The following is a 14,068-nucleotide window of genomic DNA, read 5'->3' as shown; positions in this document are numbered from 1 at the left end:
GAGAGGGGCGGCTCCGGGTGGAGCCGCCCCTTTCCTTTTATCCCACTTCCAGCCTCAGCCCGCCGTCGCCTTCATCGACCTTCACCGTCGATCCGTCGGGCACTTCGCCGCGCAGGATGAGGTCGGCAAGGGGGTCTTGCAGATAACGCTGGACCGCCCGCTTCAATGGCCGTGCGCCATAGACGGGGTCATAGCCGACCCGGCCAAGCCAGGCGCGCGCCGCATCCGTCAGGTCGAGGGTCACCTTGCGGTCCTTCAGCAGCTTCTGCACGCGACCCACCTGAATATCGACGATCGGCGCCATATGATCCGCGCCCAGCCGGTGAAACAGGATGATCTCGTCCAGGCGGTTGAGGAATTCCGGCCGGAAATGCGCGCGGACGATCTCCATCACCTGCGGTTCGACATCCTCCACCTTCTGGTCGTCGGCCAGGCCCGTCAGATATTGGCTGCCCAGGTTCGACGTCAGCACGATGATGGTGTTGGTGAAGTCCACCGTGCGCCCCTGACCATCGGTCAGGCGGCCGTCATCCAGCACCTGAAGCAGCACGTTGAACACGTCGCCATGCGCCTTTTCGACCTCGTCGAACAGGACCACCTGATAGGGGCGGCGGCGCACGGCTTCGGTCAGCACGCCGCCTTCCTCGTAACCGACATAGCCCGGAGGCGCGCCGATCAGGCGGGCGACGCTGTGCTTCTCCATGAACTCGCTCATGTCGATCCGCACCATCGCGCTGTCGTCGTCAAACAGGAAGCCGGCGAGCGCCTTGGTCAATTCCGTCTTGCCGACGCCCGTGGGCCCCAAGAACAGGAAGCTGCCGAGCGGCCGGTTGGGATCCTGCAACCCCGCGCGGCTGCGGCGCACGGCGGTCGACACGGCCTTGACCGCATCGGCCTGGCCGATGACGCGCTTGCCCAGTTCCGCTTCCATGGCGAGCAGCTTTTCGCGCTCGCCCTCCATCATCTTGTCGACGGGAATGCCAGTCCAGCGCGATACGATGGCGGCGATGTCCTCGCTCGTCACCTCCTCGCGCAGCATCGCCCCGGCTGAGGCGGACTGCGCCTCCTCCAGTTGCCTTTCAAGCGCGGGAATCGTGCCATATTGCAGTTCGCCCGCCCTGGCATATTCGCCGCCGCGCTGCGCCTGTTCGAGGGCGATGCGCGCGGCGTCGAGCTGCTCCTTCAGCTTCGCCTCGCCCGCAATCTTGTCCTTTTCCGCCTGCCAGCGCTGGGTGAGTTCGGCCGATTGCTGCTCCAGATTGGCAAGGTCCGCCTCCAGGGTCGCCAGACGGTCCTTCGACGCCTGGTCGCTCTCCTTCTTCAGCGCCTCGCGCTCGATCTGCAACTGCATGATCCGGCGGTCGAGATTCTCGATCTCTTCGGGCTTGCTTTCCACTTCCATGCGGATGCGCGAAGCGGCCTCATCCATCAGGTCGATCGCCTTGTCGGGAAGGAAGCGGTCAGTGATATAGCGATTGGAGAGGGTCGCGGCGGACACGATGGCCGCGTCCGCGATTCGCACGCCATGGTGCGTTTCATATTTCTCCTTGATGCCGCGCAGGATGGAGATGGTGTCCTCCACCGTCGGTTCGCCCACGAACACGGGTTGGAACCGCCGCTGGAGCGCCGGGTCCTTCTCCACATATTTGCGATATTCGTCGAGCGTGGTCGCGCCGATGCAATGGAGTTCGCCGCGCGCCAGCGCAGGCTTCAGCAGATTGCCCGCGTCCATCGCGCCTTCGGATTTGCCTGCGCCGATCAGCGTGTGCATCTCATCGATGAACAGGACGATCTGGCCTTCCGCGCCCTTCACTTCGTCCAGAACGCCCTTCAGGCGTTCCTCAAACTCGCCGCGATATTTGGCGCCCGCGATGAGCGAACCCATGTCGAGCGCCATCAAAGTGCGGTCCTTGAGCGTATCGGGCACGTCGCCATTGGCGATGCGCAGGGCAAGACCCTCCGCAATGGCGGTCTTGCCCACGCCGGGGTCGCCGATCAACACCGGATTGTTCTTTGTGCGGCGGGCCAGGATCTGGATGGTGCGCCGAATTTCCTCATCACGGCCGATGACCGGGTCCAGCTTGCCGTCCTTCGCCGCCTGGGTCAGGTCGCGCGCGAATTTCTTGAGCGCGTCATAGCGATCCTCGGCGCCCGCCGTGTCGGCGGTGCGGCCGCCCCGCAGGCTGTTGATCGCGCCGTTCAGCGCCTCCGCCTTCACCCCCGCAGCCGCCAGCGCCTTGCCCGCGGTCGTCGTCGTTGCAAGGGTCAGGGCCAGCAGCAGCCGCTCGACGGTGACGAAACTGTCGCCCGCCTTGGTCGCGACCTGTTCTGCCTGATCCAGCACACGCACGGCGTCATTGTCGAGGCCGGGGGTTTGCTGCGCCCCGCTGCCCGACACGGCGGGCACTTTGGCCAGCGCCGCATCGACTTCGCGCACGGCGACGTCGGCGGAGCCGCCTGCGGCCTTGATCAGGCCCGCCGCCATGCCCTGATTATCCTCAAGCAGGGCTTTGAGCAGATGTTCCGGGCTGATCCGCTGATGGTTCATGCGGATGGCGACGGTTTGCGCCGATTGCAGGAAGCCCTTGGCGCGATCAGTGAATTTTTCGAGGTTCATGTCATCCCCTTTGTGCAGATAAGCAGAATGTAGTGTTGCTCAAAAGCAACACAAGGGGCGTTACGCATTTATCCCTATCTATGAATGTTGGAGCGGAATTTTGGCATTGCGGCCGGAGCCACCGCCTTTTTCACCGGGGAGCAAAGCCGAAGGCCCGATTGTTGCCCGTGGCTGGGTGTGATGACAGCCAGGATAACGGGCTCAGTGGCGATTTTCCAAACGCCAGCCATCGTTACCCGTTCCGACGATGTCGCAGCGCATGAGCGGCGCGCGCGGCGCCAGCGACCGCGCTCGGGCGCTTTGGCCCTCCGGCGTCGCGCCATGCGCAGTCGGTCAAATCCTTCTGTTGGAGGCACGCTGATTGCCCTCCCCGAAATTTGGCGGCCGGATTTTGACCCAGATCAAAGCGCTGCCGTCTCGACCATATACACCAGCCACAGGAGAGACAAAATGAACGAAAACTGTTCAATGAGTTTCAGTGTTGGTGTGACCGCTCTTGTCGGCGTCACCATGGACGTGCCCGATCTGAAGGCCGCGCCCTCGTTCTTCGCGGCGCTCGGCGTTGATGCGGTTGCCGATGATATGCAGTGTTCGGTGCATACGGCCGTTCAGGCCGATTGCCTGACGCTCAGGCTCGCTTCGGCAGGGCGGCGACTCCGTCGCCTCACTTTCACCGCGTTGCCTTCGGAGGTCGCACTCATCGGCGCGCGGGCGAGGGCGGCGGGCTACGCCGCGATCGAGGCTCGCGATGCCTCGCTTCTCCTGATTGGACCTGACGGCATTGAAAGCGAGCTTGTCGCGCGCGATGCGCCGCTTGCGGCAGCCGATGCGCCGGGATCGCTTATTCTGCCGCACGCCCCGCTGCACGGGGAGATCGAAACGCCTCGTCCGCTGTACCTGTGTCACGCCGCGATCTTCGTATCGGCCATGCCGGAGGCGCTGGACTTCTACTGCGGCGTTCTGGGCCTGCGCGTGGCGGATCGCTGCGACAACGAACTCGCATTTCTGCACAGCCCGCATGGCGGCGACCACCATATACTGGCGCTGGCGCAGTCATCCGGGCCGGGCCTTCACCACTATAGTTTCGAAATGGGCACTATCGACGCGATAGGCTTGCGCGCCGCCCACCTCGCCCGACAGGGCTACGATGCCGGGTGGGGCATGGGCCGTCATGTGCTGGGTTCCAATTTCTTCCACTATGTGCGCGATCCCTGGGGGTGCCATGTGGAACTGACCACTGGCCTCGATCAGATCGCGGCCGATACCGACCGGGTTCCCGGAGACCGCAGGGCGGAGGACGCCTTCTATCTCTGGGGCCCGCCGCCGCCAGCCGACTTCATCGCAAACGCAGAGGCGCAGCCCGTCGAGCCGGCGCTCGTCACCGCCTGATCACGGAGGAAACAACCATGGCGACTGTCCTGAAAATTGCCGAGAATGCAGCCGGTCAAGGCTATAACGAGGAAGCCGAGCGCGAACTGGTCGGGCGCGCCCGCGAGTTGCAGCCGCTGCTGCTCAAACATGCCTCGCATGGCGACACGCATCGCACCCTGCACCCCGAAGCGTTCGACGCGCTGACCGACGCCGGTTTCTGGGCGATGGCCGCGCCGCGACGCTGGGGCGGGTTCGGCACCAGCGCCCGCGCCATGTCGCTGGTCGGCGCGGAACTGGCCAAGGCCGATCCCTCGGTCGGATGGGTCTATACCGTTCTTCACGGCACCACCTGGGTCGCGAGCCTCGGACCCGATGCGCTGCAGGAGGCGATCTTTGGCTCCAGCAAGGAGCATCCGGTCATTTGCGGTATCGCCAATCCTCCGGGCACGATGGACGAGGTTGACGGCGGATATATCGTCAATGGCCGCTGGCCCTATGCGTCCGGCTCGCTCCATGCCTCCTGGGCCCAGCTCGGCGTCAATATCCGCAAGCCCGACGGTTCGATCGAACATGGCGGCTTCGCCTATCTGCGCCGCGAGGATTACACGATTGAAGACACCTGGCACATGATGGGGATGAAGGGCACAGGCTCCAACACCATCGTCGCCAAGGATGTTTTCATCCCCAAGGCGCAGTTCTTTCATGTCGCAAAGCTCGGCATCGGCGGGCATGAGCCCGGCAAGCGCCACGTCGGCGAGCCGTCCGACTTCTGGCCGTTCATGCCCTTCCTGCGCGCCACCGCCCATGCCGTCGTCGCCGGCGCCGCCACCGCCATTCTGGACCGGGTAATGGAAGCGGCGCAAAAACGCCCCATCGTCTACACCAGCTACGCCCGTCAGGCCGAAGCGGTGATGGCGCAAGGCGAAGTGGGCGAGGCCGCCGCGCGGATTTCCGCCGCCGTCGCCCTCACCCTCAAGAATTGCGACCTGATCGACCAGGTCGGGCTGACCCGCGTGCCGATGACGCCGCACCAGCGCGCGCAGAGCAAGGGCGAGGGGTCGCTCGCCGTCGACCTCCTGTCCCAGGCGGTCGACCAGCTGATGTTCCTCGCCGGCTCCAGCGCCTTTGCCGATGCCAACCCGATCCAGCGCTTCTACCGCGATGCCGTGTTCGCCATGCGCCACACCGCGAACCTTCCTTATGTCGGCTACGAAATCTTCGGCAAATCCCTGCTCGGGATCGAGCCCAACATCGCCCACCCCGACTTCATCTGACACCCGATTGCGAGAGGAGAACCATCATGCGTATCAACCGTCGCTCCACCTTCCTGTCCGACCCCGTCAGCGATCTGATCGACGTCGAAAATCGCGAGGTTTCGGTCGCCGCGCTCCATGATCCCGACTTGTATGAACTCGAAATGGAGCGGATCTTCGCCAAGGCGTGGCTCCTGCTGGGTCACGAGAGCGAAATCCCCAATGTCGGCGACTATGTCGTGCGCCTGATGGGTGAGGATCAGGTCATCGTCGCACGCGCGGCGGACGGGCAGGTCCATGTTTCACTCAACGTCTGCCCCCACCGCGCGATGCACATCTGCATCGCCGATTCCGGCAATGCGCGCGTCCACAAATGCATCTATCACGGCTGGGCTTTCCGCCCCGACGGCAGCTTCATCGGCGCGCCGATCGAAAAGGAGAAGATGCACGGCGAGATCAAGTCCAAGGAACAGCTTGGCCTCAAGAAGGCGCGCGTCACCGTCTATGGCGGCCTGGTCTTCGCGACCTGGAACCATGACGGTCCCACGCTGGAAGATTTCCTGGGCGACATGAAGTTTTATTACGACATGCTGTTCTGCCGCACCGACGGGGGCCTGGAGATACTGGGCCCGCCGCAGCGCCTGACCATTGACGCCAACTGGAAGACCGCCGGCGAACAGTCTGCCTGCGACGGCTTTCACACCCTCACCCTCCACCAGTCGCTGCTGGAAGGCGGCGCGATGGCGGGCGAGGAGAATACCGAGCATGAAAGCGCACCCGCCATGTATGGCGTCAATGTCTCGGGCAACGGCCATTCGCTGCGCTGCATCCCCGCCGACACCAGCTGGGCGATGATGGCCGGCAAGACCCACGCCGGCATGACCGATGATGAGCGCCTTGAACTCATGCCGCCTCCGGGCATCACCAAGGATTTGCTGCCGCAGGTTCGCAAGAACCTCTCGGCAGAGCAGCTTCATGTCTTCGCCAAGGCGCCGCCGGTCGTGGGCGGCATGTTCCCCAACGTGAACCTCCTCTTCATCTACTCGCCGCTGCGCGACGGAACGCTGGGTTCGGCGATGGTCATGCACTCCATCAACCCCAAGGGGCCCGAAAAGTTCGAGTGGGTGACCTACTTCTTTGCCGAAAAGGACACGCCGGAAGAGGTCAAGGCGATGATGCGCGCCGCCGCTACTCAGGGCACCGGCACCTCCGGCGTCATCGAGCAGGACGACAGCGACACCTGGCCGCACATGTCCGAATCCGCCCGCGGTGTCATCGGCCGCACCGAGACGCTGAAATATCAGGCGATCCTGGGCGAAACCCGCCCTGACGACTGGCCCGACAAGGCGAAGGTCTATTCCGGTTTCAGCAAGGACGACGCCCAGTGGAACTGGTGGCTTGCCTACCGCGACCTGATGCTCGCCGAAGCCTGAGCCGCAACTGCCTGTTCGAAAGGAATCATCGATGTCGATTTCCACGCAAATCACCCCCGAAACCTCGAGCGCGGTTCTGACCGAGGTGGACTATGGCAGCCCCATCCACGACCGGATCACCGGCTGGTATATCAGGGAAGCGCGCCTGCTGGATCACCGTCTGCTCGACGAATGGCAGACCTATCTGGCCGAAGATCTGGTCTACAAGGCGCCCGTTCGACTCACCCGCCGCGTCCAGGGCTTCGATACCGAATTTGGCGCCATCGGCCATTTCGATGACGATCACGCCTCCATGACGGCGCGGGTCAAGCGACTGACCGGCACCAAGAGCGCGTGGTCTGAAGACCCGGCATCCCGCACGCGCCGCTTCGTCACGAACATCTCCATATGGGAAACGGATATACCCGATGAGTATAAGGTTTCGAGCTACCTGCTGCTGACGCGCAACCGCGCGGATGCAAAGGATTACAAGCAGCTTTCGGCGGAGCGTAATGACCGCCTGCGCTGGAACGGCGAGCGTTTCCTCCTGTCGCGCAGGACGATCCTGCTGGACCAGGTGGTGCTGGGCATGCCCAACCTCGCCATTTTCCTTTGAGCCACGGCCGATAACCACAATCCGGAGAGACTTGTATGGCGACCGCTTTTGAACTGGACCGCTCGATACCGTCCCACGTCCCGCCCGAACTGGTGCTTGAATGGCCGTTCGTATTCGGTCAGACCTACAAGGGAGATCCTTATGCGGATCTGGTCGCCCCGATACATGATCTCCCGCCCGTGTTCTTCGCCCGGAACGCCTATCCGGGTGAAGGACCGGCATGGATCGTGCGGCGGTCGGCCGAACTGGCGGCGATTTATCAGGACAATGTTCATTTTTCGAATATGGGCTTCGCGCCGTTCGCAAAGCTGCTGGGCGAAACCTGGTACAACGTCCCCGCCGAAATGGACCCGCCCAAGCATGGCCGCTATCGCAGCATGATCTTCCCGCTGTTCACGCCCAAGGCGGTGCGCGCGCTGGAAGAAAAGGTGCTGAACTATGCGCGCCTTTATATCGACCGTTTCAAGGAAAAGGGCGAATGCGAGTTCATGAGTGAATTTGCATTCGAATTTCCGGTCAAGGTCATTCTCGATCTGATCGGCTTGCCGCAGGACATGACCAAACAGTTCATGATCTGGGAGAACGACCTGCTGCACGGCAAGGATCTTGAAGAGATCGCGGCCGCGACGCGCCAGGTGGTGGATTATCTGCGCAGCGAGATAGCCGAGCGCAAACGCAACCCGCGCGAGGATCTCATCACCTTCGGCATCAATGCCGAAGTGGATGGCGTGCGCATGAGCGACGACGAAGTGTTGGGCTTCGCCTTCAATCTGTTCATCGGGGGTCTGGACACGGTTTCGACCAATCTTGGCCTGCAATTCTGGCATCTGTCGACCCATCCCGAGGATCAGGCATACCTGCGCCAGAACCCGGACGCCATTCGCGAAGCCATTGAAGAGATGCTGCGCGCCTATGCAGCGGTCACCACGTTCCGCACATGCGTCAAGGAAATCGAGATCGCCGGTATCACCATGAAGCCGGGCGACAAGGTGGCGATGTCGACCACCCTGGCCGGCCGCGATCCGGAAGCCTGGCCAAATCCGGGCAACGTCGTCCTGTCGCGTATGCCCCAGCATCTCAGTTTCGCCAGCGGACCGCATTTGTGCCTCGGCATGCATCTCGCCCGCCGCGAATTGCTGGTCGCGATCAGCGAATTTCTTGCCGCCATACCGCCGTTCCAGCTTAAACCGGGGGTAGAGATGGAATTCCATCTGGGTATGATCCAGCCGCTCGCCTTGCCGCTCGTCTGGTCGCGCTGAAGCGAACCAGACTCTCGCCTGACGAAGGAACCCGACATGGGACTTGATGCAATCGATCCGCTCGACAAAATGCTGAGCGACTATCAACTGGTGAGCGACAGCTATTCCGGCAGTTGTCCCGCCAATCCCTATCCCATGCTCGCGGAAAGGCGCGGCAAATGTCCGGTCATGCATGGGGATGTGCTGGCGGAATACAGCGTGCCCAGCCAGGCCGATTTCATGCGGTCCGGCCGACCCATCGTCACGCTGTTCCGTTACAAGGACGTCCATGCCGTCCTGAAGGATCCGGTGAACTGGCAAAGCTACCTGCTCGCCGAAGGCTTCGGCGCGGCGGTCGATAATATGCTGTTCACCGGCATGGACGGCGAGGTGCATGATACCTATCGCGCGCTGATCCAGAAGCCCTTCTCCCGCCCTGAAATCCGCCGGCGGATGGATGAACTGGTCGTCCCGATCATCCGGGACGAATATATCGCCCGGATGCGGCCCCTTGGCCGCACCGACCTGATCCGCGATTTCGCGCTGCCCTTCCCGCTGCGCATCGCCTACGCCTTCCTGGGCTTCCCTGACGATCCGCGTGTGGTGCAGGAACTTGCCGGACTTGCGCTGAAGGTGCTGGCCGGGCCCCAGTTCGATCCAGAACTGGCCAGGACCACCGTTCCCGCGTCGATGGCCGCCGGCGTCAGGATGCACGAAATCATCCTGCCGATCGTCGCTGCGCGTCGCGCCGAAGGGACCGATCAGGACGACGTCATCGGTTTCATGATGCGCAGCGAAATCGGTGGCAGGCGCTTTAGCGACGATGATATCACCGCATTCGTGCGAATGTTGCTGCTGGCGGCCGGCGAAACGACCAGCCGCACATTTGGCAACATGATGGTGCAACTGCTCGAAAGGCCCGATGTTCTTGAAGAGGTCCGCCAGAATCGCTCGCTGATCCCCAAGGCGATCAACGAGACCATGCGGCGCGATCCGACCGCTGCCGCATTGGCGAGGATCGCGGCGAAGGACATGGAAATCGGCGATGTGAAAATCGCCAAGGGCACGGCGGTATCGCTTTCGATCGCTTCGGCCAACCATGATCCCGAAGTCTACGAAAGGCCCGACGAACTGTGGATCCAGCGCCCGATGCGTCCACTGCTCAGCTTCGGGTTCGGCCCCCATATCTGCATGGGCATGCACCTGGCGCTTGCAGAGATAGAAGTCGCGCTCGATGCCTTGCTCGACCTGCCCAATCTGAGGTTCGATCCGGATCATGAAGCGCCGTTCGTGCGCGGACTGAACCTGCGTGGAGCCGATTCAATCCATGTGGTGTGGGACACCGATTGATCGGGACTGCCAATCGCGCTTCGCTCGTGTATCAGCGGCACGGATGTCCGATGATCTTTTTGCCCTCGTTGCCGCCGAACTGGCCGAGCCCGTCGATCCGCGGGTGACCGCGATGGCGCGGGCGCTGGCGGACCAATATCCCTATGCCGCCCGCGCCGTGCTGTTTTACGGCTCATGCCTGCGCGAGGCCAGTCTCGACGGGCTGATGCTCGATTTCTACCTGATCGTTTCGGACTATCGCGCCGCTTATGGCAAAAGCTGGCTGGCGACCGCCAACCGGTTGATCCCGCCCAATGTCTTTCCGTTCGAGCAGGGCGGGTTGATCGCCAAATATGCGGTGCTCAGTGAAGCCGACTTCGCCCGGCTGAACGGGTGGGATGCCGACAATATTTCGGTCTGGGCGCGCTTTGCCCAGCCGTCGCGGCTGGTGTGGGCGGCGGACGACATGGCGCGGGAGGTTGCGGTGTCGGCGGTCGCGCGCGCCGCGCCGACGCTGCTGGAAATGACCCTGCCGACCATGGCGCAGGGGGGCGGCGACGCAATTACCGATCTGTGGAAGGCCGGCTTTGCGCTGACCTATAATGGCGAGCTTCGCGCCGAGCGGAAGGGGCGGTCGCAGTCGATCGTCGATGTCGACCCCGCGCGCTATGCGCGTGTCGGCGAGGCGGCGCTGGCAATGATTGGCGACGCGCCTTATCGCCTGTCGCCCGCGCGGGCGAGGCGGCGCTGGCGCCAGTTGCAGCGCCGGGGCAAATGGCTGTCGGTCGTGCGGCTGGCCAAGGCCAGCTTCACATTCGCTGGCGGCATCGACTATCTGGCGTGGAAGATCAACCGCCACGCCGGGACCGCCATCGTCATCAAACCATGGCAGCGGCGCTGGCCGCTGGTCGGCGCGATCACTCTGCTGCCGCGACTGTTCCGGGGAGGCGCGATCCGGTAAGTGCGGTCGCCACCGCGCGCGACAGGCTGATCAGCGTATAGGGTTTGCGCAACACCGGATGGCCGCCGAATTGGGCGCTGTCCATGCTGTCGCCGGCATAGCCGGTGACGAACAGCACCGGAATATCGGAAAAGGCTTCGGGCAAGGCGCAGACCATTTCCGGTCCGGTCATGTCGGGCATGAGCACGTCGCTGATGATGAGGCCAATGTCGCCATGGCTGGCCAGCAATTTGGCGGCCCGTGCGGGATGTTCGCACGGGACCGGCAAATGGCCGAGTTCCGCGACGGCGGCCAGCGTCTGTTTGAGCACGCGCGGATCATCCTCCACCACCAGGATGCGCGTGGGGGGATGGCGGGTTTCGTCGGTCGCGGCGGATTGCGCCTGCTCGTCCGCTTCCTGCGCGCTGGCGCGGTGACGCGGCAGGTAAATATGGACGGCGGTTCCCTGTCCTGGTTCGGATTCGATACGGATTTCGCCATGACTCTGGCGAACGAAGCCGAAAATCTGGCTGAGCCCCAGGCCGGTGCCCTTGCCCACCGGCTTGGTCGTGAAAAAGGGTTCGAACACGCGGGCCAGCACCTGCGGCGTCATGCCGCAGCCAGTGTCGCGGACGGTGAGCCGCACATAGTCGCCCGCCGGGCACTCGCCGATCTCCGCCTCGGCCAGCGGCGCCTGCGTGGTTTCGATGCTCAGCGTCCCGCGCCCGTCCATGGCGTCACGGGCGTTGACGCACAGGTTCAGCAAGGCGTTTTCCATCTGGTGCCGGTCGACGAAGATGCGCCATCCGGCAGCCCGCCCGTTGATCGTGACGATGATCTGGTCGCCGATCGTCCGGTCGATCAGGTCCGCCATGCCCTCCAGCAAAGCGTCGGGTGAAATCGCGCTGGGCAACAGCGGTTCGGACCGGGCAAAGGCCAGCAGCCGCCGGGTCAGCGCCGACGCGCGAGATGCGCCCTCCATGGCGTTGTCGATATGGCGTTCGGCGTCGTCGGGTTTCAGCCGCAGCTTGCGCCGGGCGAGTTCCAGACCGCCGACGACGACCGCCAGCATATTGTTGAAATCATGGGCGATACCGCCGGTCAACTGACCCACCGCGTCCAGCTTGTGCACCTGACGCAAATGTTCCTCGGCAGCTTCGCGCTCGGCGGCCTCGCGACGCAGGGCTTCGTTCGCCTCGCGCAATTCCTGTGTCCGCTGGGCCACCGCCGTTTCCAGCCGGTCGGCGCGTTCGCTTTCGGCTTCAGCTTCATTATTAGCCTTGCGGCGCTCGCTATAGGCGATCTGCGCGATCCAGAAGGCAAAAAGGACGCAGGCCAGCAGCGTCAGCCCCAGAAGGCGGGACGTCTGGCTGACGCGGACGGTGCGGTCGCCCGCCGCATCCACCGCCATGCTGCGTTCTTCCAGTCGCTGCTTCTCGGTGGCGCTCACCCGGTCGAGCGACAATATGATGCGGCGCAGGTCGTCCGATGTTCCGGCGGCATGGAATTTCGCCAACGCCGCCATTTTCTGGTCGTACGTGGTGCGCAGGCCGATTTCCGCCAGCCGCTTGCCGCGCTCATCGAAGGCGACCTGCAAGGCGCGGACATTGGCCTGTTGTTCGGGCGAGCGGCGCGTCGCATAGGCCAGGCTGCGCAATTGCCCGGCCGCCGCGCGCCATTGCGCCTGATACAGACGGCCGGTATCGGGATCGAGGCTGATGACATAGCGGGCCAGCGTCGCTTCCGCGCGTGCGGTGGTGGCCTCCAACTGACGAACGAGAGCGATCACCTCCATGCTGCGGCGCTGGGCGTCGAGCGCGCGCTGATGATCTTCCTGCGCCGTCGAGGCGCCAAAGAGCAACGCGCCAAGCGCGCCAGCGAGCATGAAGCCCAAAATGAGGGGCAGGGCGCGGGCCAGTCTTTCCCGCCACCCGCCATCATTTTCGGATCGGAAAGCCACCATGGTCGACTATCCTAGACGAAGGGAAGGCATCGCAAAAGCCATCCGTTCCGCCAGTCCGGTCCGCACCCTGTCAGGCGATCACGCCCACGGCGCGGCCAGCCGCCTCGAAAATACCGATGATCTGGCCGACCTGTTCGTCGCTATGTTCCGCGCATAGCGAGCAGCGCAGCAAAAAGGTGCCGGCCGGTGTCGCGGGCGGGCGCGCCATGTTAACGTAAAGGCCCAGCTCCAGCAGCGTCTGCCACATCGCCACGGCCTGCGCCTGATCGGTGAGGATGACGGCGATGATCGCCGATTGCGGTTCCTTCGTCCCCAGGGTGAAGCCGAGATCGGTCAGCCCCTTGTGCAGCCTTTGGCTGTTCTTCCACAGATGCGCGCGCTTTTCGCCCGCATGCATCAACTTGCGGATGCTGGTCGCGGCGGTTGCGACGACGCTGGGCGGAAGCGACGCGGTGAAGACATAAGGGCGGCAGACGAGGCGCAAAATCTCGAATTTGGGGTGGTTGGAAACACAGAAGCCGCCGACCGTCCCCACTGATTTGGAGAAGGTGCCAACGACGAAATCGACGTCCTTCTCGACGCCCTGCTCCTCATAGACGCCCCGGCCATGCGCGCCGAAAAAGCCCATGCCATGGGCTTCGTCGACCAGGATCATGCAGTTTTCGTGGCTGCGGACGGCCGCGACCATTTGGGGCAGGGGGGCGACGTCGCCCAGCATCGAATAGACGCCTTCCAGCACCACCAGCTTCAGCGCGTCGGCGGGCAGGCGCCCGAGACGTTTGTTCAGATCCTCGACGCTGTTGTGGCGGAAACGGACGATTTCGGCGTCGCCCAGAAAACAGCCGTCATAGATGGAGGCGTGGCTGTCGGCGTCCAGCACGACATAGTCGCCCTTGCCCGCCAGCGTGGAAATCATGCCCAGATTGGCCTGATAGCCGGTCGAAAACACCATGGCCGACGAGGTGCCGTAAAATTCCTTCAGCGCGTCTTCGACTTCCCGATGCCCCTGATAAGTGCCGTTGAGCACGCGGCTGCCGGTCGTGCCCGCGCCGAAATCGTCCAGAGCTTTCTTGCCCGCCGCCACGACGTCGGGATCGAAAGTCATGCCCATGTAATTATAGGTGCCCAGCAGGATCGTGTCCTTGCCCTTGATGACGGCAAGGGTGGGCGACTTCACTTCATCCATGACGATGGCGAAGGGGTCGCGCACACCGGTGGCGAGCAGCGCCTCGCGCTCTGCGATCAGGGCGTCGAACTTGGAAAAAAGGTCGCGGCTGTTGGTCATCAAAAATGTCCGTTCGGGTTCTTCAGCCATCCATGGATGGCGGG

The 14,068-nt window shown here is 63.5% G+C and carries 10 protein-coding genes; 7 read left to right on the top strand and 3 right to left on the bottom strand.

Features of this window, described 5'->3' with window-relative positions:
• Positions 1–37 precede the first annotated feature (37 nt).
• Entirely contained in the window at positions 38–2,617 is a 2,580-nt protein-coding gene (gene clpB, locus GGR44_RS13675; RefSeq protein WP_183956085.1) for an ATP-dependent chaperone ClpB, read from the bottom strand.
• 468 nt (positions 2,618–3,085) lie between these two features.
• On the opposite strand from clpB, the gene GGR44_RS13670 reads away from it, so the two are divergent.
• From GGR44_RS13670 to GGR44_RS13640, 7 genes are read left to right on the top strand one after another with little or no spacing between them, the layout of a single operon-like run.
• A complete protein-coding gene (locus GGR44_RS13670; protein WP_183956084.1) occupies positions 3,086–4,006 on the top strand; it encodes a VOC family protein in 921 nt (306 codons plus the stop codon).
• A gap of 17 nt (positions 4,007–4,023) precedes the next feature.
• On the top strand, positions 4,024–5,262 hold the full coding sequence (locus GGR44_RS13665; protein WP_183956083.1) for an acyl-CoA dehydrogenase family protein: 1,239 nt from the start codon (positions 4,024–4,026) through the stop codon (positions 5,260–5,262).
• A gap of 26 nt (positions 5,263–5,288) precedes the next feature.
• Positions 5,289–6,674 (top strand): Rieske 2Fe-2S domain-containing protein, encoded by a 1,386-nt coding sequence (locus GGR44_RS13660; protein WP_183956082.1) that lies wholly within the window; start codon positions 5,289–5,291, stop codon positions 6,672–6,674.
• A 31-nt stretch (positions 6,675–6,705) separates the two neighbouring features.
• On the top strand, positions 6,706–7,269 hold the full coding sequence (locus tag GGR44_RS13655) for a 3-phenylpropionate/cinnamic acid dioxygenase subunit beta (RefSeq protein ID WP_183956081.1): 564 nt from the start codon (positions 6,706–6,708) through the stop codon (positions 7,267–7,269).
• 35 nt (positions 7,270–7,304) lie between these two features.
• Entirely contained in the window at positions 7,305–8,528 is a 1,224-nt protein-coding gene (locus GGR44_RS13650; protein ID WP_183956080.1) for a cytochrome P450, read from the top strand.
• Positions 8,529–8,564: 36 nt separating this feature from the next.
• The gene (locus GGR44_RS13645) at positions 8,565–9,857 is read left to right on the top strand and encodes a cytochrome P450 (RefSeq protein WP_183956079.1); all 1,293 of its coding nucleotides are present in this window, start codon (positions 8,565–8,567) and stop codon (positions 9,855–9,857) included.
• Positions 9,858–9,900: 43 nt separating this feature from the next.
• Positions 9,901–10,797, top strand: a complete 897-nt coding sequence (locus tag GGR44_RS13640; RefSeq protein ID WP_183956078.1) for a hypothetical protein — start codon at positions 9,901–9,903, stop codon at positions 10,795–10,797.
• On the opposite strand, the gene GGR44_RS13635 is transcribed toward GGR44_RS13640, so the two are convergent.
• Together GGR44_RS13635 and spt are read right to left on the bottom strand one after the other, a co-directional pair.
• Positions 10,754–12,739: an ATP-binding protein gene (locus GGR44_RS13635; RefSeq protein WP_183956077.1), complete on the bottom strand. Its 1,986-nt coding sequence runs from the start codon at positions 12,737–12,739 to the stop codon at positions 10,754–10,756. The genes GGR44_RS13640 and GGR44_RS13635 overlap by 44 nt on opposite strands.
• 70 nt (positions 12,740–12,809) lie before the next feature.
• Positions 12,810–14,024, bottom strand: a complete 1,215-nt coding sequence (gene spt / locus GGR44_RS13630) for a serine palmitoyltransferase (RefSeq protein WP_183956076.1) — start codon at positions 14,022–14,024, stop codon at positions 12,810–12,812.
• Positions 14,025–14,068: the final 44 nt, after the last annotated feature.

This window comes from Sphingobium fontiphilum (assembly GCF_014196635.1).
Lineage (GTDB): Bacteria > Pseudomonadota > Alphaproteobacteria > Sphingomonadales > Sphingomonadaceae > Sphingobium > Sphingobium fontiphilum.
Note: the sequence above shows the minus strand (reverse complement) of the source record. Positions and strands in the feature narration are given on the sequence as shown.

Bases quoted from the DNA above. Each gene is read 5' to 3' on its own strand.
- clpB (WP_183956085.1), bottom strand. From the start codon at position 2,617: ATGAACCTCGAAAAATTCACTGATCGCGCCAAGGGCTTCCTGCAATCG.
- GGR44_RS13665 (WP_183956083.1), top strand. From the start codon at position 4,024: ATGGCGACTGTCCTGAAAATTGCCGAGAATGCAGCCGGTCAAGGCTAT.
- GGR44_RS13635 (WP_183956077.1), bottom strand. From the start codon at position 12,739: ATGGTGGCTTTCCGATCCGAAAATGATGGCGGGTGGCGGGAAAGACTG.
- GGR44_RS13650 (WP_183956080.1), top strand. From the start codon at position 7,305: ATGGCGACCGCTTTTGAACTGGACCGCTCGATACCGTCCCACGTCCCG.
- GGR44_RS13645 (WP_183956079.1), top strand. From the start codon at position 8,565: ATGGGACTTGATGCAATCGATCCGCTCGACAAAATGCTGAGCGACTAT.
- GGR44_RS13670 (WP_183956084.1), top strand. From the start codon at position 3,086: ATGAGTTTCAGTGTTGGTGTGACCGCTCTTGTCGGCGTCACCATGGAC.
- GGR44_RS13655 (WP_183956081.1), top strand. From the start codon at position 6,706: ATGTCGATTTCCACGCAAATCACCCCCGAAACCTCGAGCGCGGTTCTG.
- spt (WP_183956076.1), bottom strand. From the start codon at position 14,024: ATGACCAACAGCCGCGACCTTTTTTCCAAGTTCGACGCCCTGATCGCA.
- GGR44_RS13640 (WP_183956078.1), top strand. From the start codon at position 9,901: ATGTCCGATGATCTTTTTGCCCTCGTTGCCGCCGAACTGGCCGAGCCC.
- GGR44_RS13660 (WP_183956082.1), top strand. From the start codon at position 5,289: ATGCGTATCAACCGTCGCTCCACCTTCCTGTCCGACCCCGTCAGCGAT.